The following is a 25240-nucleotide window of genomic DNA, read 5'->3' as shown; positions in this document are numbered from 1 at the left end:
TAATCATCATTGCATATGTAGATTGATTTATACAGCTTCAAAGCCGATAAGCTTTATCTTATTTGAAAGTAGTTCCGGATTTTCATCAATTGGCTCTGACAACTTTGTTGTAATGTACTTCTTATTATCATCAGGAAATACTGTGGCTATCTTCAAGTTGTTGTTATCCATCAACACGCTTGCCAGGAAGTTTGCACCACTTGAAATACCAATACCTAAACCGAATTCTTTGGCTATTCTTTTAGCCATGTTGATTGCATCCAAGTCATCAATTAATACTATGTCATCAATCAAATCCTTATCCACAATTCCAGGAATAAAGTCATCTCCTATCCCTTCAATCATATGACTTCCTTCTTCCATACCCATTTTAAGAATGGATAAAGTGGATGGTTCCAGGGCAAATACCTTTGAATCGGGATTATGTTCTTTCAATCTTTTACCGATTCCCATTAATGTTCCACCAGTTCCTATACCTGAAACGAATGCGTTAACATCAGGGATGCTGTCAATGATCTCTTTTCCTGTAGAATTGTATTGTGCTTCTATATTCAATGGATTGTCGAATTGAAGTGGCCGGTATGCATTTGTTTCTAATGCGAATTCTTCTGCTAATTCCAAAGCCCTTTTAAATCCACCGTCCTCTTTTGATATCAGATGAACATGGGCACCATACATTTCAATAAGTTTTTTTCTTTCCAAGCTCACCCAGTCCGGCATGAATATGTGGACATCATGACCAAAAAGTGCACCTATGGCACTGAATGCAATGCCCGTGTTTCCACTTGTAACCTCAACAATACTTTGTCCTTCCTCTAGGTTACCGTTTTTTCGTTCATTTTGAATAATGTATAATGCGATTCTGTCCTTTATACTTCCGGAATAATTGTATGATTCAAGTTTGGTATATATACTTCCCTTCTTTTGTTCATATTCGTAATCAATCTTTATCATTGGCGTATTGCCAACCAGCTTTTCAACATTCATAAAATCCCATCCACTTAAAATGATTAAATCCCTTATCAAATAGCATATTCAATATCCCGTTTTTTCATGTTTCCATATGCTAATAGACTGCTGTTTAAAACAGTTTTAATGATGAATATGCATATAATTAATTTAAAAACAATCAATCTCTAATAATAATATATTTGATATCTGCTTTTAACTTTTCGGTTGCATAACCACAAAGACATATTTAATCAGATTTTTGTTAATGGATTGTAGTGGGGGATATCGAAAAGTTTATATTAACTTTGTCACAATTATAATCGGAGACGAAAAAAATAAAAAAATAGAAAAAAATATACAAATTAAAATAAAGAGGTGTATCATTATGGGATTAGCAGACATAATATTTGCAAAAAAAGATAGTAAAGATGATTTATTAAAGTACTTAAGAAAACATGATCTTTATCCACAGTTAACGCCCGATGGAGTTAAAAAGATGGAAAAAAATATCAATTATGGTGATCTTAGAAATAAACAACAAATAGATAAATCCATAGAGTTATTGGTTAAAACCAACAAGTACACTAAGGATAAATATGGAAAAACTTATTTCTGAAATTTGTTTTTGCATATGAATATATTGGTATGATGTATGCGTAAATTGTTCCATAAAATAATTATTGTCTAAAAATACGATGTGTTATGACTCATTAACACTATGGAAGTAGTCATGTTTTGACATATTGCTTCCACTATTGCTTTTTTTGTTTTAATCTTAATTTTCCATTATTATATATTTGCTGATTTAAATCACAACATTTCTTATAATTATTCTTATAATTATTCTTATAATTGTTGTTATAATTGTTGTTATAATTGTTGTTATAATTGTTGTTATAATTGTTGTTATAATTGTTGTTATAATTGTTGTTATAATTGTTGTTATAATTGTTGTTATAATTGTTGTTATAATTGTTGTTATAATTGTTGTTATAATTGTTGTTATAATTATTCTTATAATTATTCTTATAATTGTTGTTATAATTGTTGTTATAATTGTTGTTATAATTGTTGTTATAATTATTCTTATAATTGTTGTTATAATTGTTGTTATAATTGTTGTTATAATTGTTGTTATAATTGTTGTTATAATTGTTGTTATAATTGTTGTTATAATTGTTGTTATAATTGTTGTTATAATTGTTGTTATAATTGTTGTTATAATTGTTGTTATAATTGTTGTTATAATTGTTGTTATAATTGTTGTTATAATTGTTGTTATAATTGTTGTTATAATTGTTGTTATAATTGTTGTTATAATTGTTGTTATAATTGTTGTTATAATTGTTGTTATAATTGTTGTTATAATGGGAGAATTCTTCAACCATGTAAATATAATCAGAAAATTATTTTTATCATATCCTTGTTTGGAATAAAATATATATAATGATGGTTAATATAATTGTTTTTATAAATTAATATTCGGAGGTATTTCATGAAAAAATGTCATCTTTGCGGGTATGATAATCAAGATAATGCACAATTTTGTTTAAGTTGTGGAGGTAATTTGCAAATAACTTCTCAGCAAGAGCCACAGGCAGATACTAATCAAAATTTTAACAATAACTATCAACCTGATAACAATCCTCAAATTGAACAACAGGATATTCCTCAGCCAAATAATCAGCAGAGTACATCTAATCAATATGATAATAACCAGTACAATAATGGTCCATACAATAATGGTCCATACAACAATGGTCAGTATGGTAATGGTCAATATAATCCAGGTCAAAACCCTTATCCTGGAGGATACAATGTGCCGGTCAATCAAAAAAATAAATGGGTAGCTACATTACTAAGCGGAATTGCAGGATTTCTCATATATTTCTTAAGTGGACTGGGTCAGTTATATCTTGGATTAATCAAAAGAGGAATTGTCTTATGTCTGATTGGATTTGTCCCAATACTTTTGAACATCATATTTTTAAATACTGGTATCTATTCCATTATAACAATATTGGGTTTGGTATATGTTATATATTGTGCATATGATGCATATATATGTACAAATGCAATCAATGAAGGTAGATCAATACCGCTGTTATTTGGTATACTCGATTTACAATAAAACATTCCATTCTTTCTTTTTTATCAATTTTTTTTATTGTTAGATTTTATTTTTTGATTTAAGTAACATTTATCATGTTTTCTTTGATTAAGTTTTTTTTGTTATATTATCTTTTTTTTTTATAAATTGAGGGTTAATTGGACTAAGGTTATTTAGTGCATATCCGAAAAGTGCTTTGTTACACAAGAGTTTGGATGGAATGATTTTAAATAAGTGATTATCCATTATTATTGATTTTTTAAAAAAAGAAAAAATGAGGGGGTTATTCTATAATAACATTCTCTTCGAATGTATTTGTGTTATTGGCATCATCTGTAAATTCTACTTTTATGTTGTGTTCACCAAGGAATTTTTCAATGATATCAAATATTACACTTGCTAAGTCACCGTTTACAGTGCCGTTAAATACAACTTCACCATCAATAGTTAGAACTAACTGTCCACTTGCAAATGATGTGCCAAATATTTTATCTAATTCACCAAGGGTTACTGTACTGTCACCTTGATAAAGAACGCTGGAATCATTTGCCCTTTTTATGGTAAATGTTTTTGCAGCACTTGGGGCTATGTTTTTAACTGTTGTTGTTTTTGCTTTATCTTTTGTTGTAGTTTTAACAACTTTTACATCAGGTTTTACATCATCAGTTACGGGTTTATTGTCCACTATCGGAGCTACTTCTGGTGTATCATTTTGAGTATCGTTTGTTTTGTTCATATTAAACAAACTGGATAGGTTTAATTTTGATAAATCCAAGCTGGATAGGTTTAAACTGGATAGGTTTAAGCTTGATAAGTTAAATCCTGATGAATTCATTCCTGTAAAGTTTAAGCTTGATAGGTTAAGGCTGGAAAAGTCTAATCCAGAGGTATTTAAACTTGATAGGTTTAAGTTACTTAAATCGGATAAGTTAAAACCACTAGTATTTAATCCGGAAGTGTTTAAACTACTGAAATTAAGGGTTGATAAGTTTAAACTGGATAGGTTTAATTTGGATAAGTCAATTCCTGACATATTCATTCCGGATGTATTGAAACTACCATTTCCCATACTGGATATGTTTAATTTAGATAAGTCAAATCCTGATGAATTCATTCCACTAAAGTTTAAGCTTGAGAAATTTAAATTGGATAAATTGAATCCTGAAGTATTTAAACTACTGAAGTTTAAGCTACTGAAATTAAAATTACCTCTACTTGAGCTACCGTTTGAATTTCCTAAACTAAATGAATTGTTGCCTCCAGCATTACTATTTGATGAAGTTTTTAAGCTGTTCATGTCAAAACTTGGCATACTGCTAGTTTGTTCTGAAGTTGAACTGTCGGAAGTACTTGTAGCGGAGTTATCGGTACTTGCCTGTTCATCAGCTGCACTTACGCATGAAATTGCTAAAAAACACACCAGCAATAATGCTACTGCATATATGTATTTTTTAGATAACATTATATCTTCTCCTAAATATTTAATAACTTAATTATTCCTCTTTATTGAGTTTTTCTCTAATTTCTTCTTTTTTACATTCAATTTTATCTGCAACTTTTGCTTTTCCTTCGTGTAATTTATTTCTAAATTCGGAAGTATTGCCTTCTATATTGGCAAGATGTTCAAATGTATCAACATCTTTTTCTAGTGAGTTGATTAATCCTACTTTGGCTTTTTGCATTTTTAACTCGGCTTCTAATAGGATTTCTTCAAATTGGCTGTTGGCCTTGAATAAAATTAAATCAATTGGTCTGTTTCCTTTTTCAATTTCCTTGTCCGTATTTTCTAACATTTTACATATATTTTTGTCTGCTTCTTCTATTGCCTTATCAATTTTTTTCTCTGCTTTATTCATATGTGAGACAATCATTTTTTCAGCAGTAGAATTTGCAAAGTTTGTCTGTGTTTCTTTAACTTTGTTTTTTGTATTGGTTTTTGCTTCATCTATCTTTTCGGATAGTTTATCTTTTTGTTCTTTCAAAGTCAATATATCACCTTCTTATTATTATGCAATATGGGCTTTGTGAATATATTATTTTATATTTATACGGTATTGTTCATGATTTTTTTTATATATCTGGTATATTTTATTAAATAATGTATACTATATTTAATATTCATTTAAACAATCTTAAACATAATATATTTTGTTCATTTACTCAATTGCTTTATATACTAAAGTTTACAAATATACATATATATATTTTGGCTTTAATGAAGTAAAAAAAGGAAAAGAATAGGGTTTGAAAATTAAACATTTTTATATTGATTCTGTTGATTTTATACATCATGTAAATTAAACAATAAGTTATTTTACAAAGGCTATTCATCTTTTTTTATATATTTAAACAGTGATTAGTATGGCATCCAAACAAGACGATAATGAAATAAATGCAAATAAACGATTGAATGAAATTTTAGATGTGGCAAAAAAACATAAAGTAATATCCTTATTAACCTCATCATCAAAACGTAAAAAGTCTGATGATGGATCTGATGAAGAAATTGATTTTACCGGTCTTAGGGAAGCAATGGAAGAATTAGGTCCTGCTTTTATTAAATTAGGTCAATTGCTGGCATCACGTCCGGATATGATTGGTCCTGAAATTGCAGAAGATCTAAAAAAACTCAGGGATAATACTCCAATTACTCCTTTTGATCAAATGAGGGAAGTTGTGGAAAGTGAACTGGGCAAACCCCTTGAAGAAATTTACTCAGAATTCGATGAAAACCCTCTTGGTTCAGCGTCAATTGGTCAGGTATATAAAGCTACCTTAAAAGAAAATGGACAGGAAGTAGCAGTAAAAATTCAAAAACCAAATATTTATAATATAATAGTGGCGGATGTAAAGATATTGAATGATTTGGCTGGAAAAGCTGATAAATACATCACAAAAACTAGAACATATAACTTACCGGCTATAATGAAGGAATTTGAAAGATCAATATTCAAAGAACTTAATTATATGGAAGAAGTACTTAACATACAAAAAATTACAAAGAACTTCGAAGAGGATGAAAGAGTAGTAATTCCACAAGCATTCAATGAATATTCCACAAGTAAAATTATTACAATGGAACTTGTTGATGGATATGTAATTTCAGAGTTATTTGACAAAGAAATTGAAGGCATTGACAATAAGGAAATGGCACAAATTGCAGTACAATCCTATTTAAAACAGATATTACTTGACGGATTCTTCCATGCAGATCCACATCCAGGAAATATGTTCGTTACAAAAGACGCAAATATATCCTACATTGACTGGGGAATGGTTGGAATTATTACTGAAGAGTTCAAAGGAAACCTTGCTCAATTGATATTGATTTTATTGTCTGGTGATTCCAAAAAACTTATCAAACAATTAATATACATGAAAATCATAACTCCTCAACAGAATACGGAGGAATTCCAGGAAGATGTGGAAGATTTATTAAACAAATACCTCGGCGTTGACTTGGACCAAATGGACGGAATATTTGAAAGCCTAATGAACGTTATGATTAAACATAACATAGTTCTCCCAAGGGAATTTGTTATGATAGGAAGAGGATTCATATTACTGGAAGATACTGGAAGCAGATTGGATCCATCATTTAACCTAACAACGGAACTTGAAAAATTCGCCAAAAAAATGGTGAGTCAAAAATTCAGTGCAGGTAATCTTGTAAGCGGCGGATTAAACTACATAGTGGAAATTGAACATTTACTTAAAGATTTACCAGACAGACTTAACTCCACACTTGATAAACTTGAAGAAGGTGACTTGGAAGTCAATTTAAAACACAGGGGATTAGATGACCTTAAAAACATGATTTCCTTATCATTAATACTTGCAGCATTAATAGTCGGTACGGCATTGGTATTGGCCGCTACAATCATTGCCCAGGCATTTTATAAAACCAGTGCGGGCATACCACTTGGATATGTATACATGGTGGCATTAATAGGTTTTATCATCAGTTTGGTTCTCGGAATTTACATAGTATTCAAATATCTACGTAACTAGTCAACCAGCTTATAGTTCTAAACTTCTTATCAGAACTATCCTTTTTTTTATTTTTCTTATAATGGAGAATTTATGCAACTATTAATCTTATTTTTTTAGTCTGTTTTTTTAAATGACAATTACCTTTTTTTTTGATTGCCCATCCAAATAATTATGGATTTTTAAATACTGATGGAATAATGATTTTTGTTATATTTTCACCAAAATAAATAACTTTTTTTTGGCTTGTTTACCATAAATTTTTTAAACATGAAATCTAAATGGTATAATTAGGTGATAAAAATTAACGATTCTGAGGATACAAAAAAAGATTCTGTTAGTCAGGATGATTTTGAAGAGATTCTAAAATTGAAAGAGGAAATCGATGAAAAAATCAAGTATTTCAATGAAAATGCTAATAAGGAATCTATTGAAAAAGCTGAGGAATATAAGGAAAAAATTAACATTAAATCAAGTGTTTTGCATGATGATGAAGTCGTATACAGTATGGATAAGAAACAACAGGAAAAAGAAAAGAAAAAACTCCGGTTCTATAATAGCTTTTTAGATTTTTCAAATAGGTATGTTATGGCTATACAAACGGTAATTGACATAGATCCCGGAAGACTGATGGGATTAACCGATGGTATTTTCTCAATTGTCATGACATTGCTTGTTTTTGGTATGGCATTGCCGGATATGGAATTGGTGACGGCAAGTGACTTTTCCGCATTTATTGGGTCTATGTTACCAAAACTGGGTGTAATCATTGTAAGCTTTATTCTTCTTGCTTCATTTTGGATTTATCATCATCAGTTTATAAAGATAAAATCTTTGAATATGCCGTTTTTATGGTTAAATATTTTGTTTCTAGCATGTTTGTCTTTTGTTCCATTTACAACAACTCTTATAGGAACATATTCTAAATTTTTCCTGGCTACATTATTGTTTGGTTTAAATATTTTATTGACATTGGTAATGTTTCTGTGGATGTTTAAATATGCTGATAAGAGAAACTTTTTAGAAAGTGAACTCACTGAGGATGAAAAAAAATACACATACAATACATTCTATATGATTTTGGGTGGAACGGTCATAGTGACCATACTCACATTTTTCATATCAAGATACTGTGTATACCTGTTCCTTCTTGTTCCAGTATTAACCATTATCAGGGAAAGCCTATTTAAACTAAGACACGTCCCATTGGGTGCTGACAAGTAGATAGGAAAATGGTCTAAAAATATCAAAATAATCAATAGGGTTAGATTAATCATCATCCTATAATTCTTTTTTTTTAACAATGATATTTAATTTAACAGATTATCCTTTTTTCAGGATGGGTTTTAAAAAAATAATGGGGAGGTAAATTCAGTACTCTAATTTTCTACCAGCCATCTCCTCTAGTCTTGCTATTCTTTCGGCTGTAGGTGGATGAGTTGAAAATAACTTTTGCATACTGTTTATGGCATTACCGAATGGATTCATGATAAACATATGGGCATCGGTAGCCTTAGCATCAGTCATCGGATGCTGTTGAACGCCAAACTCTATTTTTCTAAGAGCACTTGCCAGTGCTAATGGGTTACCACATATTTCAGCTCCTGTGGCATCTGCCTTGTATTCTCTTGTTCTGCTTATTGCCATTTGTATGATTACCGCGGATATCGGACCAAGTATCATGATGATAAGTCCGCCAATAACATCATAACCGTCACGTCCATCACCTCCACCAAAGATGGCGGCAAATCGTGCCATACTTGCCGCATAAGTGATGATTGAACCTATACATGCTGCTACACTACTTATTAGTATGTCCTTGTTTTTTATATGTCCAAGTTCGTGTGATAGTACGCCACGTAATTCATCCTCTGTTAACAATTCAAGCAGTCCTGTTGTAACAGCCACGGCTGCATGATCCTGATTTCTTCCTGTTGCAAATGCATTGGGATCTTTACTTCTGATAACTGCTACTTTTGGCATTTTTAAACCTGCACTGGCGGTCAATTCTCTGATAATTCTATGCAGATTTGGTGCTTCCTGTTCGGATACAACTTGTGCATGGTTTGATCTGAGGGCTATTTCATCTGATTTGAAGTAACTTACGAATGTCATTGCTAATGAAACAATCAATCCTATAAGCAGTCCCAGACTTCCAAGACCAAATGACCTTCCAAGAAAACCAAATATCATTATTAGAATTACAGATAGTACACTAAGTAGCAGTACTGTCTTAATATTTTCTAACATATTTAATCACAATTTTTTTCTTACGTATAATTAATTATCACATATGGTATTTATACTTTTTACTTTTAAGGTATGGTCCTCTTTTTTTCATTATTTCTATTTTATTGGATGAATCGTCAATAGTATATGTTTTTTAGATATGATGGTGATAAATATAATATAACAATTACTATATTTAAGGTGATTATCATGACAACCGCATTAGTTATGGCTGGTGGAAGAGGTACGCGAATGGATCTTGACGAGGAAAAACCACTCATTAAGGTAAATGATAAGCCAATGATTGAGCATGTATTGGATGCCTTATTGAATTCAAGGTATGTGGATAAGATTCTTGTTGCTATAAGTCCAAATACTCCCAAAACCAGGGAATTTCTAAAGGATTTTCCAGTGGTCATAGTTGAAACTAAGGCTAAGGGGTACATTGAAGACCTGGCAGATATCATGCAGGATAGGAATTATTTGAATGAGGATGAACCGGTGATGACAATAGTTTCTGATTTGCCCTTTGTAACGGCCGATCACATTGATGATGTTCTTACAGAGTATTATAAGAGAAATAAACCTGCAATGTGTGTTTCAGTATCTGAAGAATTATTTAAGGAATATGATATCATACCAACACTGGTCTATGAAGGATTGGTTCCTAGCGGTGTGAATATGCTTATTGCCAATAGTCAAGAACAGGAACAGACCATATACATTACGGATAATGTGGAATTGGCATTCAATATCAATACGCTTCATGATTTGGATAAGAGTGGTAATTTGAGTTAACTCGTCTATGCTCTTGTAAAACAAAAAGTTTTATATAGAATATTGGATAAAAATATATATTAATATTGATTTTAAAAATTGATTTTAATAATGACAAAAATTAAATTGACCTTAGGTGGCAATAATGACTAAAGAAAGGGAATTAATTAAAGGCGAAGAAAAATTATGGGCCGATATTAAAGGTTACCAAGTAGCTACTAATAGTGCTCGTATACTAGGAATACTAGATGAACTGACGATTGATGAAAAAACAGGAAAAATCACTGACATAGTTATACAAACACAACAAGATAGATCTGTCAACGTTAAAGGTGCTAAACGTGAAGGCGATAGGCTTTCAGTACCTTTCGGTAAAGTAGAAAAAGTTGGGGAATTTATTATCATTTCAGGATAATATTAAATAATCATTTTTTTTTGATTATTTTACCTATTTTTTGTATTTCATACTTTTTTTTTAAACTATTTGTGGGGTGTCCTAAATTCAGTCCACAGGGTTCTACTTTTAATAAGTTTAATCAAAACTTTTTATTATTGTTCATAAACAAAACATATTTTTTCATAAATTAGCTAATGGGTTATTTGTTTATTTAAATAGGGGTCCTGTTTAATATAAGTATAACTTAAATATATGGTTATATTCTATGGTTTGCCATATCTGTTTTTATCTATTCTATTTTTAAATGTTTGATTTTTAAACAAATTATTGTCAAGTAATTTAAAATAATGTAATGCTTTTCCCGTGGTTAGGATAAGTAAAAATTCTATATTATGTTTTGATATTGTATTTAATGACTGTCAATGGTGGAGTTTGATAAATAATGTTTTTACGATAAATTTTATTGATTATTAAAATGGAGTAATGTCCGTAAGTGGTTGCCATGTTATATTGCATTATTACTTATTTTTTAAGTTTTTAAATTTTTTATTACTTTGCTTACCTTTTTATATATCTTCTATACATATTATATCATAATACATTAATAATTTTTTACAATAATGTATTACATTTTAGAGGTTGAATAATGACAAAAATAAATACAAAATATTTATTCATGTTTTTTGTATTAGTGATGATTTTTGCAATAGGTGTAGTTTCTGCTACAGAAAATACTACAACATCTCAAAGTTTGGATGATTACTCTATTCAAGAACAATCAACTAATGCTGAAATACTTGAAGAGAATACTATAAAGGAAAATATCCTTCCTAAAAGCAATATTAAAAATGATGGGGAATCCGATGAAGTTGCGTATATCTCTCCGGAGGCAACATTGGAGGGGGATGGTTCTAGAAATAATCCATATAATATCTCTGTTGCTTTTAATAATACAAACATACAAAATAAAAAGAACTTTACATTACTCGAAGGTGAATATAATCTTAAAAAAGCAGTAACGATAACTAAAAGTTATGCTAAAGATATTCTTATTCAATCTGAAGGTAATGTGACAATTAATGGGCTAAATAAAATCAATTTGTTTGATATAAAAACAGATAACACAGTTACAATAAATAATATAAGCTTCATCAACGCATACTCAGAAAGTAATAATGGGGCAGCGATTATAAATGCAGGAAATTTAACCATTGTAAATTCCTCCTTTTACAACAATATAGCATCAAGTGGTGGGGCAATTTATAATAACAAAGGTAACTTAACAATTATGAACTCAATATTTGATCATAATCAAGCAACCGGTAGTGGAACCAACGGATATGGTGGAGCTATACACAGTACCGGAAATATATCCTTTATGAATTCAATATTTACTAACAATAATGCAAGCAAAGGCGGGGCATTATACAATAACAAAGTCATATTTAATATTGATTCTGATAATCTCTTTGAAAACAATTCTGCCGATTGGGCAGGATCAATATATAATTATCAGGCAACATTAATAATCAATAAAAATAACACCTTTAAATCTTCATCTGCAAAAAATTATGCTGGTGTTGTTTATAATGACAGAGGTAACGTAACCATAAAACAAAACAATACCTTCTTAAATAATAATGGTTTTAGTTTCGGTGGAGTTATTTCAAGTAATTTGGGAAATATTCTAATTGAAAATGATAACCAATTCATAAATAACACGGCAACATACGGTGGAGTTATTAATTCAACAGGTAACATAACAATAAACGAAAACAATACTTTTGATGCTAATAAAGCAAATTATGCTGGTGCAAGTGTCTATACAAATAGGGGCAATCTAATAGTTAATCCAGAAAATGTATTTATTAACAACAATGCAAATAGTTATGGTGGTTCAATATATCTGTGGAATGCAAAAGCAAATGTGTCTGGAAGTATATTTAAGAATAATCTTGCACAAGATGGTGGATGTATATATATTAACACTAATTGTACTGATTTGATTTTCAATAATTTGGAATTCGAGAATAATTCCGCAACAACGGGTGGTGTATTTAATACGAAAGTTCTAACTACTATTACGAATTCTAAATTTAATTCAAATACTGCTACAACCGGTGCTTCAATATATGCTCAGGATTACCTAATAGTGGGTTCATGTAATTTCACTGATGGAAATGCAGATGAAGGTGGAGCAATATATGCTACTGGTGATTCAACAACTCAAATCACTAGATCAAACTTCAAAGACATAACATCAAACAATGAAACATTAAACTTACAAGGAGAAAATACATTCATAGAAAATAATTATGAAAATGTTTCTATACTCTATGATAATTTAACTTTACAAGTTAACAATCCTAAAGAAGTATACGCAACAACAGATTCAATAGAACTTGAAGTGATAAGCGTTTTAACAAATCCAACATATTATGATGGAAATATATTGGATAAGGATGAATACACTTATTATATTAATAATCAAGAAATTATCCGAACTTCAGACAATGTATATAACTTGACTATTGATACAGAAGGAACATATTCCATATCCGCATCATCTAAACTACTTGGAAATACTAATATAATTGAAAACATTCAAGTTGGAACAGACACACCTGGTGATGTAACGGTAAATAATTTAAAAGTTTCATCCAATTCAGGTAACTTACTGGTAAATGAAGAGAACATAATTTCAATAGATGTTACAAATACTCTTCGGGATAATATTCCTTTAACAATTACAATAGATAATTATAGTTATACTTCACAAGCAAGTCTAGGTGAATCCGTAATAAATATTACTTATATGCCACAAGGCAATGGCGAAAAATCAATAAGTGTCTCTATTGATGACGGTGTCTCATTTATCTATGAAGATTCTCTTGTAGCATATTACAATGGGTATATGGGCAAATCATTTACTAATGGACAAAATATTACAACAAAACGTCACTACACTGGTAAAAATACAGTGGTAATTATTCCAATAAAATTCTATTTGTCCAATAATTATGGTGAGGAACAGTTTACTTTCAATTCAGCAGATTATGGTATTACCGAACGAAACAAAATAGTGGATGTTCTCTATTATCAAGGATACAACTGGCTTAAAGATACCGGCTACATGTTTATAGGATTAAATGAAGAAGGATTATGGGATCCTATTTCAGATTATACTGATACAAAAGGATTTGGAAGTTATGATTATCCATCCGGTTTATCAGTATTCGATGCTAAAGGTCAGTTCATAGCAAACGGTCAAAATCAATTGGATATACTACCTGAATCTAATGATCGTTCAGTATATGGAGGATATTTCATAGTAATATATGCAAATAACACTGATGAAACAGATATCATTATTAATGAAGGTGCAGATCTGTTAAATCCAGAATCAAGTGGATATGGTGCAAACAGTTCAAATACTATAGCATATGCAAATTATGAAAACATCAATGCTGATGATGCGATATTATACACAATATCTGCTGCAGCAGATAAGGCTGGTGAAAGTAAGATTATGGTTAACAACAAAGAATATGGATCACTTGCAGATAATTATGATAGTACAAGTAGAATCAGTATTGTAGAATCAAATCTGGATAACTTAGTCAATGGTACAAACTTGGTTAGTTTACAAAGTATTAATGATAATCTGCTTGTAATGAACACAATACTTATGATAACACATCCTGCAATGCCAAATGTGGTTGTAGATGATGTGGATGTAACAGCAAGCAAAGGGGATCTTCTCGTAGAAACAGACAATACAATTACCATCAAACTAACAAACGATGGGGGAGCAGCAACTGCAACTTTAAACATAACCATTGATGACAAAAACATAACCGAAACAGTTGAAAACTTTACAGGTGAAACTACCATTGATGTAACATACAATCCTGCAACTACCGGTGCAAAAAACATTAAAATAGATATTATAAATGATGAAACAACACAAACATTATATGAAGGAACAATTAACGCATACTACAATGGATACAGAGGAAAATCATTCACAGGTGGAGAAAACTTCACAACAAAAAGACAATACGAAGGCAAAAACACGCTGATACTTGAACAGTTCAACTACTACAACTGGAATGAAAGCACAAAAGCAACATATGATGCAACACAACTAAGCAGTGACAAAATAGTTGATGTACTATACTACCAAGGATACAACTGGGACAAAAACTTAAACTTCGGATTAAATGTAAATGACGAAGAATCACCAATAATTGCAAACTACAGTGACACCAAAGGATTTGGAACATACAACTACCCGAGTGGAGTAGTAGTATTTAACATAACAGAACAATTCAAGGCAGGCCAACTAAATGAAATTGTGCCAATACAACTAGAAAACAACAGTAACATACTTTACGGTGGAATACTAGTGATAATCTACGCAAACAATACTGAAACCACCAGTATACTAATAAATGAAGGAGCAGACCTATTAAACCCAGAAGCAAGTGGATTAACAACAAATGAGTATACTATAGCATACTCCAACTATGAAAACATCAAATCAGCAGATGCAATGTTGTACACAATATCTGCAGCAGCAGATAAAGTTGGTGAAAGTAAAATCATAGTAAACAACAAAGAATATCAATCATTAGCAGACAACTACGATTCAACATCAAAAATAAGCATAATTGAAACAAACTTGGACAACTTGGAAGATGGTACAAACTTGGTTAGCTTACAAAGTATCAACGACAACCTATTTGCAATGGGTACAATACTTGTAGTAAATCATCCATTAGAGTTATCATTAAAAGTTGACACTACGGCATTTACAATAGGTACAACAACCAATATAAGTGCAAGCATTTATGATGGTGAAAATATATTGACCGGCATAAACAAAGGAAAAGTAGTATTCAAAGTAAATGGTAAAACACTCAAGGATGAAAATGGTAAGGTTATCTATGCAAAAGTAGTTAACGGTACAGCTACAATAACCGGCTATGAAATACCGGCAAGTTGGAATGAAAATTCTACAATACAAGCCATATATTCAGGTTCAGTTGAAGTATCCTCATTAACTAGTGATAAGCAAACCCTATCAATAACACAGGATAGTGTTACAATTACAACGGAAGATATTGTAACAAAAGCAGGTACTGATATCACACTTAAAGCAACGATAAACACAAATGTTGCAATAAATAACGGTAAAGTAATTTTCAAAATTAACGGAAAAACTGTTAAAGATGAAAATGGTAAGATAATATATGCTAAAGTATCTAACAATGCAGTAAGTGTAGATTACACTTTACCTGAAAACTTTAAAGTAGGGGAATATAATATTACTGCAATTTTCATATCTTCTGTATATGGTAATTTAGAAGATGTTAAGACTTTAACTGTTACTGTTTAAAAATGTTCTTATCAATGGATTTTTTTAAATCCATTCTTTTTTTTTAAAATTTAAATTGTAACGCAGACGAATCAGGTTCCATAATTGCCATAGTTTATTAGCTATGCTGTTTATACTTTTAAAAGGATATTACTTATTTTAAAAATATGTAATTAAGTAAATACAATGCATATCACCAAAATAATTGCACATACAATCTTTGGTGCTTAAAAAATAGTTTTATTTTTAAATATATTTTATGGGGTTCAATCTAAAAAAAGTAGAGGTATGGAATTTACATTCCTTCCATACTAAGTTCCATTAATTTTTTGGTTTCCTTAGCAAGTTCTTCAGGTAATCCTTTTATGTCTATGTCCAGGAAACCTCTTACTATCATTGAAGCTGCTTCATCTTCTGTTAATCCTCTGGCCATCAGGTATTGGATTTCGTCTTCGGCTATTTTACCTACTGCCGCTTCGTGTGATAGTTCCATGTTTGCACATTCTCCTCTTAGCTCTGGAACGGAGTATATCTTTGAATTATCAGATAGTATCAGACCCATACATTCTATGTGGCCACGTACATCCTGTGTTTTACCAAGTAAGTCTCCACGGGTCATGATGTATGAATCATCATCACTTATTGCACGGGTAATCATTTCGGCCTGTGAATTGTTACCTGATAATATGGTTCTTGAACCTTGATCTATCGTTGAATCTTCTTTTCCGGCGAGTATTGACTGGAAAAATACTTTTGAGTTGTTTCCACTTGCATATGCTGTTGGATATGCCTGTATGTTTCTTACGGGACTTGTCAATATGTAGTTTGATATGTATGTACTGTCATCTTCCATTATTACAGCTGTTCTTGGTCTTACGTCTACCTCTTTTGCCCAGTTGTGTACCATGGTGAATGTTACTTTTGAACCTTTTTTAAGATAGAATTCACTTACACCGATGTGTGCAGCATGATCTACATGATTTGCCGTTGAACAACCGGTTATTATGTTTATTTCAGAGTTTTCTTCAGCTATGATTATGTTGTGGGCAGTCTGTCTTACTGAATCATCACCGATGTACATGCATGCCTGTATAGGCAGTTCCATCTTGGTTCCAGGAAGGCTTCTTATGAAATATCCACTTTTTCCATCAAGTTCTGTCGTTGCAGTATATTTGTCCGCGTCTACTGCCATTGCGTTCCACATATAATCTTGTAGCCAGTCATATTTTTCAAGTGCCTTTGGCGTACTCATTACCTCTACACCCGGATACATTACGTTTGCAAGTATTTCGGATTGATCCATCTGAAGGAATGATGCAGATCTGTCTTCTTCTGTGGTGTCCATTCCTACACTGGTGAGCATTTGTTTATCTGATTTATCCAAATCTTCCAAGGAGTCTACGTGTTCGTATGCGTCAACATCCATGGTTTCATATTCATTTAAATCGATATCTTCACCTATCACCGCTTTTTTATTTAATGCTTTTTCTGCTCTATCTTTTATTGATACCATATTATATCTCCCCAAATCCACTTGTTCTTACGTTATCCATTATTTCTTTAGGTTCTCCTGTACGTACTATTTTTCCATCTATTAATACATGGGCATGCGTAGCGTTTACGAAGTTCAATATATATCCGAGGTGGGTAATTAACAGTCCTGCTTTTTTGGTGTTTTCATCATCCTGACCGAGTAGTGTTCCTATTTCATTTGATATTAATTCCACATTTTCTATGTCTACACCACTGTCCGGTTCGTCAAACATGATGAAGTCAGGTTGCTGTGCTAAAAGTTGTAACAGTTCTGATCTTTTTACTTCTCCACCTGAGAATCCTAGGTTGACATCTCTGTCAAGGAAGTTTTCATTGAGTTTTAATCTTTCTCCTAGTGCTACTACTTCATCATCCAGGTCATCTTCTGTTTTGTATTCATGTTTTCCATCAACTATCTTGAGTAAATCTTTGAGTTTTACTCCTCTGATTGCCGGTGGATTCTGGAATGTTACTCCTAAACCTAAGGCTATTCTTTCGTGGGTTTCTAAATTGGTTATGTCCTGTCCTTTGTATATTATTTTACCTTTTGTTACTTCGTATTTAGGAAATCCTAGTATGGTCATGAATAATGTACTTTTTCCTGCACCATTCGGTCCTAATAAAACGTGTGTTTCTCCTTCGTCAATTTGAAGGTTTACTCCTTTAAGTATCTTTTTTCCCTCTACTTCTACTTCTAAATCTGATATTTCAAGTAGCATTCAATCACCATAATTTGTTTATAAATAATAAAATATCGTTATATTTTTTTCTTCAATAATATATTATTATATATTTTTTATTGGTTATATTTTTTTAGTGTTATAACTATCGTTATCTAATAAGTATTATATAACTATTGTTATTGAATGTGTTATTGGAATTTTTACTGTTTCAATAATCATTATAGGATAATGGGCAGTTACTCATTTAAACAAGTTTTTATTGATAATTAAAACATAACTTTAAATATATTTTGGAAATAGGTACAATAAATCTGAAAAAATATGGGCATTTGTCATAACATAATAATGCTTTCACTGTATTTGATGTTTTGGCGTATTTTTTTTTGATGCGATGTGCTTTTGGACCGAATTTTTTTATTAGGTTTACCTAAAATTATATCATTTTTTTATTAAAAATCATCTAAAATAAATATTTGCAATTTGTCCTTTAAATTAAATTATAAGCATTAATGCCCTTTTTTTATTATCATTTTCATCCATATTTTACACTAAAAAAAGCAAAAAATTACAGTCATAATATTTATACTTTATGGTTGATATGATAAAACAACCTTTATAATAATAGTTAAAGTGATATAATATTGTACATTATTTTAGTTTGTACATTTTTTAATATTGTACTATAGAGTCATATTAGTACAATAAACACGTGTTTAAATAAGAAATTTAAATGTAAACATTTAAAAAGTTTTATGATTGTTTTTACAAGATAAAATAATCATGTTTTATAATAGGAGGAAAAATAATGGCTAACGACGATATTAAAATAATCGTTTTCAGTTGTAACTGGTGCTGCTATGGTGGAGCAGATACTGCTGGAACATCAAGGATGCAATACCCACCTAACATAAGAATGATCAGAGTAATGTGCTCTGGAAGAATTGAACCTCAATTCATATTAAAAGCTTTAAGAGAAGGAGCAGACGGAGTATTCATCGGTGGATGTCACATGGGTGACTGTCACTACGATGCAGGTAACTACAAATTTGACAGAAGAATGAGATTAGTATACAGATTATTAGACGAACTTGGAATTGAAAAACAGAGAGTACAGCACGACTGGATTTCAGCTTCCGAAGGAGAAAAATTCGCTTCAACAATTAGAAGAGTAACTGCAGAAATTCAAGAGTTAGGTCCATCACCACTCAAAGAACAATTAGCAGAGGGGGAATAAGTACATGGCAGAAAAAGTTAAAATAGGAACAATGTGGCTCGGAGGATGTTCTGGTTGTCACATCGCTTTAACAGATTTACACGAATTATTATTAGATGTATTAGAAGCTGTAGAATTCCAATTCAGTCCAGTACTTATGGATACAAAATATGATGAAATTCCAGAAATGGACATTTTATTAATTGAAGGTGGAATCCGTAACGATGAAAACAAAGAATTAGCTGAAGTATTAAGAGAAAAAGCTGGTTTTGTAATCGCATACGGAAGTTGTGCTGAATTCGGAGGAGTTCCAGGACTCGGTAACTTACACACCAACGATGAATTAACAACTGAAGCATACATCAACTCAGTATCAACAGTTAACCCGGATGGAATCATACCTAGTGAAAGCGTACCTCACTTAGAAAGCAGAGTAAGACCATTATCAGATGTAATTAAAGTAGACGCAGCTTTACCTGGATGTCCACCTAAATCAGAAGTAATCGCACAAGTATTACTTGCATTATTGGATGGAGAAACCCCAGAAATACCTGATAACAACCTCTGTGACGTATGTGAAAGAGAAAAACCACCTATGGGTATGGCAATGGACAAAATCAAAAGACCATGGGAAGTTGGAGAAACCGACAGAGACATGTGTTTAGTACCTCAAGGAGTTATTTGTTTAGGTCCTGCTACCCGTCCATTATGTGGTGCACAATGTCCATCAGTAGACACCCCATGTAGAGGATGTTACGGACCTACAGACAAAGTATTAGATGCAGGAGCTAAAATGATCAGTGCTATCGCATCAGACTACGGAGTAGAAAACGATAAAGAAATTGATCCAGAAGAAGTTGCAAACCAAGTTGAAGATGTAGTAGGAACATTCTACACTTACACATTACCAGCAGCTTTAATTCCACTCAAATTAAGAAACTAGATTATTTATAGGAGGATAACTTATATGGTAGAATTAACTTTAGAACCTGTAACAAGGATTGAAGGTCACGCTAAAATTACAGTAGACCTTGATGAAGAAGGAAACGTAAAAGATACTAAATTACATGTAATGGAATTCAGAGGATTTGAAAAATTCTTACAAGGAAGACCAATCGAAGAAGTACCAAGAATCGTACCAAGAATCTGTGGTATTTGTGACGTACAGCACCACTTAGCTGCAGCTAAAGCATGTGACCAAGTATTCGGATTTGAAGATGATAACATTTACCCAGCAGCATACAAAATGAGAGAAATCATGAACTGGGGATCTGTAATGCACTCACACACTTTAAGTTTCTACTTCTTAAGTGCACCTGACTTTATCGGTGGAGCAGACAGAAAAACAAGAAATGTATTCCAAATCATCAAAACTCACCCAGAATTAGCTAAAAAAGCTTTAGAACTAAGACACTTATCACAAGATATCGTAACAGCTATCGGTGGAAGACCAATTCACCAAGTATCAAACACCCCTGGTGGAATTACCACTGTATTAAGTGATGAAGAACAAAAAGAAAACTTAGTAAAAGCACAAAGAGGACTCGAGTTATCCATGGATACATGGGAAGCAGCTCAACCTATCTTTGAAGAAAACTTAGACTTAATCGCAGAATTAGGTTATGTAGAAACATACCACTGTGGTTTAGTAGACAAAAACGATGGTAGTTGGGACATGTACAACGGTAACGTAAGAATGGTAGACAAAGAAGCAAAAACCTATGCTGAATTTGCACCACAAGACTACACCGACTACATGGCTGAAGGTGTAAAACCATACTCCTGGTTAAAATTCCCTTACATCAAAGACATCGGATATCCTGAAGGTATCTACAGAGTAGCACCTCTATCAAGAATCAACGCATGTACAAAAATGCCTGATGCTGCTCCTCAAGCTCAAGAATTATTAGAAGCATTCAGAGACACTTTCGGAAGATGTCCTCAAGCACCTTTATTATTCCACCCAGCAAGACTCATAGAACTTGTTGCATCTGCTGAATTAGCAGTAGATGGACTTGAAGGTGACTTAAGTGGTCAAAAACGTCCAGAAGCTTTAGACCGTGAAGTTATCACCGGTAGCGGTGTAGGTATAGTTGAAGCATCAAGAGGTACTTTAACTCACCACTACGAAACCGATGAAAACGGTTTAGTAACAAAAGCTAACATCATCGTAGCTACTGTACAAAACAACCCTTCCATGGAAATGGGTATTCAACAAGTTGCAAAAACTTACATCAAACCTGGTGTAGAAGTAGACGACAAAATATTCAACCTAATGGAAATGGTTATTCGTGCATACGACCCATGTTTATCATGTGCAACTCACCAATTAGATACTCAAATGAGATTATCTACTGTTGAAGTATACGACCACATGGGTAACTTAGTTAAAAAAATATAATTAGTCAAATCTAAAAATACTAACTTCTTATGAAGTTGTGGAATTGGGGATCAGTTTCCCTAATTTCTTTTCTTTCAAATATTTAAATTAGTTATCGCTGATTTATAGGGTATTGTATTTAATATAATATTTGTTTGTCGCATCTTTTGAACAAATAATGACTAAAATAATACAAATATAGGGAACAATGGTTGTAGTATGAGAAGTTCATTCTCAACTAACAGCCTTATTCTTTTTATTTTTTATCAATCTTTTTTTTATAATTTTTATTTTCAATCATTGATTTTATTCATAGTCCTAATGAACTTTTTTTCCTTGATTTTTATTAGATTATTGAGTTAGCATTGATTTTTGAAGTCATATCCTAATAATGGGTTAATATGAGATTTATTTTAAAAAAGAGCGTTTGCTGTAATTTTTAAAAAAAAGAATATTGTCTTATCGTCTTAATTTAAATGTATTATTTTTTTAAAAAAAAGTAAAATATTTAAGACTTTTTTTAAGTCTTATCCGTTATGAATATATATTTTAATTTGAACACGTTTTATAAGAGTTTGGGAGTTTTTTTAATTAATTTAGGTAAATTAACTTATGTTGTAAAAAATAATACTTATTTTATTTTTCGTATTACTTTTACAATAATTAATATGTATGTCCTATGATAAATACTTTTTTATTAAAAAGTATTACTTTTCCTGGTTTTGAGGTATTTTTTGTAATATGTCCATTATCTTTTCCATGTTAAACAACTTGTTTGTCCTATTGCAGTATATTCCATTTATTGAATTAATTCCCAACGGTATAATTTCATCAAAATAGTTGCATCCGTTTGTAGCATAGGATATTTTCAATTCCAACTCAGGATACATTATTCTCAAAGTGGAAATTACCCTCTTGACGTATTCTTTGTTATACTGTGGATTGTACTCGTGAACATCGTCATAAAACGGATCATAACCAACTATCTCAACTGCATCCACATCATATTCTCTTAGATTATTGATGAATTCTATATTTTCTTCAAGATTGTTGTTATAGATTTCTACGTTTGCCGTGATATGGTAACTTTTTTGTATGGACTTGTTGTCCTTAAGGTACTTGAACAGTTCGAGGTTTTTGGAATCCATAATCAATGAGGCAAAATCATATTTTTCAATAATGTCCAATTCTTTAATGTCATCAATTTTGATGGCTTTGTCTATATCATATTTATTCAATATTTTCAAAAATAACTCTCTTTCATAATTCTTATTGTTCTCTATATGTAAACAGTTAATTCTTTTAATATCATATGATTTAATTACATCTATATTGTATTTAATCACACTTTCCATGTATGCCGGATTATACTCCCTGCGGCTTTCCGGAGTCTGGTAACCACAAGTTGGACAATTGCTCTGAACACTATAAACAAGCGGGTAAAAAATCTTCGTTTCCAATTTTATCGCATCATGCTCTTTTATGTTGATATCGGCAGCTTTCTTGTATAAAATATTAATACAATCATCATCAGTGAATAATAAAATTTTCATGTCTTCAAAAAACAATCGCGCATTTTCCAGATTTTTAACTATTTTTTCAATCATTTTTTTTCTCCACTCTTTTAAAGAATTTTGATTAAATAATCCTTTATTACTTGTAAACTATTTTTTCACTTTGTATAATAATTAATGAATTTTTTATGTTGACTATTTTATCATATTAAACTATCTTATACTAAATATCCCATTTATATATAAATTAAAAATATAAAAACATTTATATGTTTTCTTTTTTAAATATTTCAATTGTAAGAATATTTATCACAAACATAGGTATTCAAATTGATGTTTATTTGTATTACTCTATGAAATAAGAAACGTACTAATAACGGTTGTAAATTACATCCTAAGGTTGATTGATGTATATGATACTTTAATCATGATGATATAGGGGTTGTGATTTTTGTATCGTTAATCATTTGTTCTTAGGAGTTTTTTCTTTGTATAAATATTTGAACACATAGAAATGTATTTTTAGATAAGAGTTGGAGGGAGTATGTCTATTTGTATTTTAAATTAATTATTGCAGTATCATTGATATAAAGGATATACTTATTCAATAAACATTTTTACCAACTAAGTGTTGTTGAAGTTATAACTATATTTTTTAATAATTGATTTTCAAGTGGACATATAGACCGGAATGAATATGATAATTCATTTCTTAATGAATTTACTATTTAAGAGGTGTACATATAAATGCCAACATATGAAGACAAAATAGATCTATATGGGGTAGATGGAAAACTTTTAGAAGAACAAGTACCTCTAGAAGCAATTAGTCCAGTAGTAAACCCTACAATAAAAAGTATTATACAAGAAATTAAGCGTTCAGTTGCTGTAAACCTTGCAGGTATTGAAAAATCATTAGCAAACGGAGCTTACGGTGGAAAAGCTAACTTTATTCCAGGAAGAGAATTAGAATTAGACATTGTTGACAATGCTGATGCTATTGCTTGCAGAATTGGAAGAATGTTAAAAGTAAACGATGACGATGATCTCAACGTTGAAGTCTTAAACGGCGGTAAACAATTATTAGTTCAATTACCATCTGAAAGATTAGATATTGCTGGTGACTACTCAGTTGCACCACTCGCAACAGGTTCAGCATTAATCCAAGCTATATTAGACACTTTCGACATTGACAAATTCCAAGCTGTAGAAATAAAAACCGCAGCTATGGGTGGATACCCACACAACGTTAAATTAGGTGGAGCATTAACAACCTTATTAGGTCAAACCACTCACCTTGAAGGTTTAGGTTACAGTTTAAGAAACATCGGAGCAAACCACGTAGTAGCAATTACTAAGAAAAACACACTCAACGCAGTAGCTTTATCCTCTATATTAGAACAAACAGCTACCTTCGAAATGGGTGACGCAATCGGTGCATTCGAAAGAAGCCACCTTTTAGGTTTAGCATTCCAAGGATTAAACGCAAACAACTTAGTTTACGACTTAGTAAAAGAAAACGGTAAAGGAACCCTTGGTGACGTTGTTATTTCATTATTAGCAAGAGCAGAAGACGATGGAGTAATCAAAGTAAAAGAAACATTACCATCCGGATACAAATTATATGAACCAGCTGACTGGGCATTATGGAATGCATATGCAGCAGCAGGTCTCGTAGCATCTGTTATTGTAAACGTAGGTGCAGCAAGAGCAGCACAAGGTATTGCATCATCCATTTTATACTTTAACGATATCTTAGAATACGAAGCAGGATTACCTGGTGTAGACTTTGGTAGAGTAATGGGTACAGGTGTAGGTATGAGTTTCTTCTCACACGGTATATACGGTGGAGGAGGACCTGGTGTATTCAACGGTAACCACGTAGTAACAAGACACAGTAAAGGTTACGCAATTCCATGTAACGCAGCAGCTATGTCCTTAGATGCAGGTACACAGATGTTCTCTGTAGAAGCTACATCAGGATTAGTTGGAGAAGTATATGGTAATGTAGATAACTTAAGAGAACCAGTAAAATATGTTGCTGAAGGAGCTAGTCAAATAAAAGATAAAATCTAATTAAAGG

Annotated in this window: 19 protein-coding genes; 11 read left to right on the top strand and 8 right to left on the bottom strand. The window is 31.5% G+C overall.

All coding sequences use genetic code 11. The features are described from left to right. Positions 1 to 27 precede the first annotated feature (27 nt). Positions 28 to 987: a PLP-dependent cysteine synthase family protein gene (locus AW729_RS05645; RefSeq protein ID WP_112124192.1), complete on the bottom strand. Its 960-nt coding sequence runs from the start codon at positions 985 to 987 to the stop codon at positions 28 to 30. Positions 988 to 1336: 349 nt separating this feature from the next. On the opposite strand from AW729_RS05645, the gene AW729_RS05640 reads away from it, so the two are divergent. Further along, a complete protein-coding gene (locus tag AW729_RS05640) occupies positions 1337 to 1567 on the top strand; it encodes a hypothetical protein (protein ID WP_162685812.1) in 231 nt (76 codons plus the stop codon). A 136-nt stretch (positions 1568 to 1703) separates the two neighbouring features. Here AW729_RS05640 and AW729_RS11255 read toward each other — a convergent pair whose 3' ends face one another. Then, positions 1704 to 2339: a hypothetical protein gene (locus AW729_RS11255; protein ID WP_162685811.1), complete on the bottom strand. Its 636-nt coding sequence runs from the start codon at positions 2337 to 2339 to the stop codon at positions 1704 to 1706. Positions 2340 to 2446: 107 nt separating this feature from the next. On the opposite strand from AW729_RS11255, the gene AW729_RS05630 reads away from it, so the two are divergent. Further along, the gene (locus AW729_RS05630) at positions 2447 to 3082 is read left to right on the top strand and encodes a zinc ribbon domain-containing protein (RefSeq protein WP_112124190.1); all 636 of its coding nucleotides are present in this window, start codon (positions 2447 to 2449) and stop codon (positions 3080 to 3082) included. Positions 3083 to 3344: 262 nt separating this feature from the next. On the opposite strand, the gene AW729_RS05625 is transcribed toward AW729_RS05630, so the two are convergent. Together AW729_RS05625 and AW729_RS05620 are read right to left on the bottom strand one after the other, a co-directional pair. After that, complete coding sequence (locus AW729_RS05625; RefSeq protein ID WP_112124189.1) at positions 3345 to 4523, bottom strand: pentapeptide repeat-containing protein; 1179 nt, start codon at positions 4521 to 4523, stop codon at positions 3345 to 3347. A gap of 31 nt (positions 4524 to 4554) precedes the next feature. Continuing rightward, positions 4555 to 5049, bottom strand: coding sequence for a hypothetical protein (locus AW729_RS05620; RefSeq protein ID WP_162685810.1), 495 nt, complete (start codon positions 5047 to 5049; stop codon positions 4555 to 4557). Positions 5050 to 5422: 373 nt separating this feature from the next. Here AW729_RS05620 and AW729_RS05615 point away from each other — a divergent pair, with 373 nt between their 5' ends. Together AW729_RS05615 and AW729_RS05610 are read left to right on the top strand one after the other, a co-directional pair. Continuing rightward, positions 5423 to 7072: an AarF/ABC1/UbiB kinase family protein gene (locus AW729_RS05615; RefSeq protein ID WP_112124187.1), complete on the top strand. Its 1650-nt coding sequence runs from the start codon at positions 5423 to 5425 to the stop codon at positions 7070 to 7072. A gap of 273 nt (positions 7073 to 7345) precedes the next feature. Further along, positions 7346 to 8275, top strand: coding sequence for a TMEM175 family protein (locus tag AW729_RS05610; RefSeq protein ID WP_112124186.1), 930 nt, complete (start codon positions 7346 to 7348; stop codon positions 8273 to 8275). Positions 8276 to 8422: 147 nt separating this feature from the next. Here the strand turns inward: AW729_RS05610 and AW729_RS05605 are convergent, their stop codons facing one another. After that, positions 8423 to 9301, bottom strand: a complete 879-nt coding sequence (locus AW729_RS05605; protein ID WP_112124185.1) for a M48 family metalloprotease — start codon at positions 9299 to 9301, stop codon at positions 8423 to 8425. A gap of 189 nt (positions 9302 to 9490) precedes the next feature. Between AW729_RS05605 and AW729_RS05600 the strand changes: the two genes are divergently transcribed. The 3 genes from AW729_RS05600 (at position 9491) to AW729_RS05590 (ending at position 15855) form a co-directional block, all read left to right on the top strand. Then, positions 9491 to 10078, top strand: coding sequence for an NTP transferase domain-containing protein (locus AW729_RS05600; protein ID WP_162685809.1), 588 nt, complete (start codon positions 9491 to 9493; stop codon positions 10076 to 10078). Positions 10079 to 10202: 124 nt separating this feature from the next. Continuing rightward, positions 10203 to 10472, top strand: a complete 270-nt coding sequence (locus tag AW729_RS05595) for a PRC-barrel domain-containing protein (RefSeq protein WP_112124183.1) — start codon at positions 10203 to 10205, stop codon at positions 10470 to 10472. Between the two features lie 628 nt (positions 10473 to 11100). After that, the gene (locus tag AW729_RS05590; RefSeq protein ID WP_112124182.1) at positions 11101 to 15855 is read left to right on the top strand and encodes a DUF3344 domain-containing protein; all 4755 of its coding nucleotides are present in this window, start codon (positions 11101 to 11103) and stop codon (positions 15853 to 15855) included. Positions 15856 to 16129: 274 nt separating this feature from the next. Here AW729_RS05590 and AW729_RS05585 read toward each other — a convergent pair whose 3' ends face one another. Both AW729_RS05585 and sufC read right to left on the bottom strand, forming a co-directional pair. Then, entirely contained in the window at positions 16130 to 17347 is a 1218-nt protein-coding gene (locus AW729_RS05585; protein WP_112124181.1) for a SufD family Fe-S cluster assembly protein, read from the bottom strand. Between the two features lies 1 nt (position 17348). Further along, a complete protein-coding gene (gene sufC / locus AW729_RS05580; protein WP_112124180.1) occupies positions 17349 to 18086 on the bottom strand; it encodes a Fe-S cluster assembly ATPase SufC in 738 nt (245 codons plus the stop codon). 769 nt (positions 18087 to 18855) lie between these two features. On the opposite strand from sufC, the gene AW729_RS05575 reads away from it, so the two are divergent. From AW729_RS05575 to AW729_RS05565, 3 genes are read left to right on the top strand one after another with little or no spacing between them, the layout of a single operon-like run. Further along, the gene (locus AW729_RS05575) at positions 18856 to 19284 is read left to right on the top strand and encodes a hydrogenase iron-sulfur subunit (RefSeq protein ID WP_112124179.1); all 429 of its coding nucleotides are present in this window, start codon (positions 18856 to 18858) and stop codon (positions 19282 to 19284) included. Positions 19285 to 19288: 4 nt separating this feature from the next. After that, positions 19289 to 20206, top strand: a complete 918-nt coding sequence (locus AW729_RS05570) for a F420-nonreducing hydrogenase (protein ID WP_112124178.1) — start codon at positions 19289 to 19291, stop codon at positions 20204 to 20206. A 24-nt stretch (positions 20207 to 20230) separates the two neighbouring features. After that, positions 20231 to 21664: a Ni/Fe hydrogenase subunit alpha gene (locus AW729_RS05565; protein ID WP_112124177.1), complete on the top strand. Its 1434-nt coding sequence runs from the start codon at positions 20231 to 20233 to the stop codon at positions 21662 to 21664. A 686-nt stretch (positions 21665 to 22350) separates the two neighbouring features. On the opposite strand, the gene AW729_RS05560 is transcribed toward AW729_RS05565, so the two are convergent. Continuing rightward, positions 22351 to 23250, bottom strand: a complete 900-nt coding sequence (locus AW729_RS05560; protein ID WP_112124176.1) for a hypothetical protein — start codon at positions 23248 to 23250, stop codon at positions 22351 to 22353. A gap of 654 nt (positions 23251 to 23904) precedes the next feature. Here AW729_RS05560 and mcrB point away from each other — a divergent pair. Further along, entirely contained in the window at positions 23905 to 25233 is a 1329-nt protein-coding gene (gene mcrB / locus AW729_RS05555; RefSeq protein ID WP_112124175.1) for a coenzyme-B sulfoethylthiotransferase subunit beta, read from the top strand. The last annotated feature ends 7 nt before the right edge of the window (positions 25234 to 25240 follow it).

The organism is Methanosphaera sp. BMS (assembly GCF_003268005.1).
Lineage (GTDB): Archaea > Methanobacteriota > Methanobacteria > Methanobacteriales > Methanobacteriaceae > Methanosphaera.
Note: the sequence above shows the minus strand (reverse complement) of the source record. Positions and strands in the feature narration are given on the sequence as shown.

Coding starts and splice junctions, on each gene's coding strand:
- AW729_RS05630 (WP_112124190.1), top strand. CDS start 2,447: ATGAAAAAATGTCATCTTTGCGGGTATGATAATCAAGATAATGCACAA.
- AW729_RS05575 (WP_112124179.1), top strand. CDS start 18,856: ATGGCTAACGACGATATTAAAATAATCGTTTTCAGTTGTAACTGGTGC.
- AW729_RS05615 (WP_112124187.1), top strand. CDS start 5,423: ATGGCATCCAAACAAGACGATAATGAAATAAATGCAAATAAACGATTG.
- AW729_RS05625 (WP_112124189.1), bottom strand. CDS start 4,523: ATGTTATCTAAAAAATACATATATGCAGTAGCATTATTGCTGGTGTGT.
- AW729_RS11255 (WP_162685811.1), bottom strand. CDS start 2,339: ATGGTTGAAGAATTCTCCCATTATAACAACAATTATAACAACAATTAT.
- AW729_RS05640 (WP_162685812.1), top strand. CDS start 1,337: ATGGGATTAGCAGACATAATATTTGCAAAAAAAGATAGTAAAGATGAT.
- mcrB (WP_112124175.1), top strand. CDS start 23,905: ATGCCAACATATGAAGACAAAATAGATCTATATGGGGTAGATGGAAAA.
- AW729_RS05590 (WP_112124182.1), top strand. CDS start 11,101: ATGACAAAAATAAATACAAAATATTTATTCATGTTTTTTGTATTAGTG.
- sufC (WP_112124180.1), bottom strand. CDS start 18,086: ATGCTACTTGAAATATCAGATTTAGAAGTAGAAGTAGAGGGAAAAAAG.
- AW729_RS05560 (WP_112124176.1), bottom strand. CDS start 23,250: ATGATTGAAAAAATAGTTAAAAATCTGGAAAATGCGCGATTGTTTTTT.
- AW729_RS05595 (WP_112124183.1), top strand. CDS start 10,203: ATGACTAAAGAAAGGGAATTAATTAAAGGCGAAGAAAAATTATGGGCC.
- AW729_RS05600 (WP_162685809.1), top strand. CDS start 9,491: ATGACAACCGCATTAGTTATGGCTGGTGGAAGAGGTACGCGAATGGAT.
- AW729_RS05565 (WP_112124177.1), top strand. CDS start 20,231: ATGGTAGAATTAACTTTAGAACCTGTAACAAGGATTGAAGGTCACGCT.
- AW729_RS05605 (WP_112124185.1), bottom strand. CDS start 9,301: ATGTTAGAAAATATTAAGACAGTACTGCTACTTAGTGTACTATCTGTA.
- AW729_RS05585 (WP_112124181.1), bottom strand. CDS start 17,347: ATGGTATCAATAAAAGATAGAGCAGAAAAAGCATTAAATAAAAAAGCG.
- AW729_RS05570 (WP_112124178.1), top strand. CDS start 19,289: ATGGCAGAAAAAGTTAAAATAGGAACAATGTGGCTCGGAGGATGTTCT.
- AW729_RS05645 (WP_112124192.1), bottom strand. CDS start 987: ATGAATGTTGAAAAGCTGGTTGGCAATACGCCAATGATAAAGATTGAT.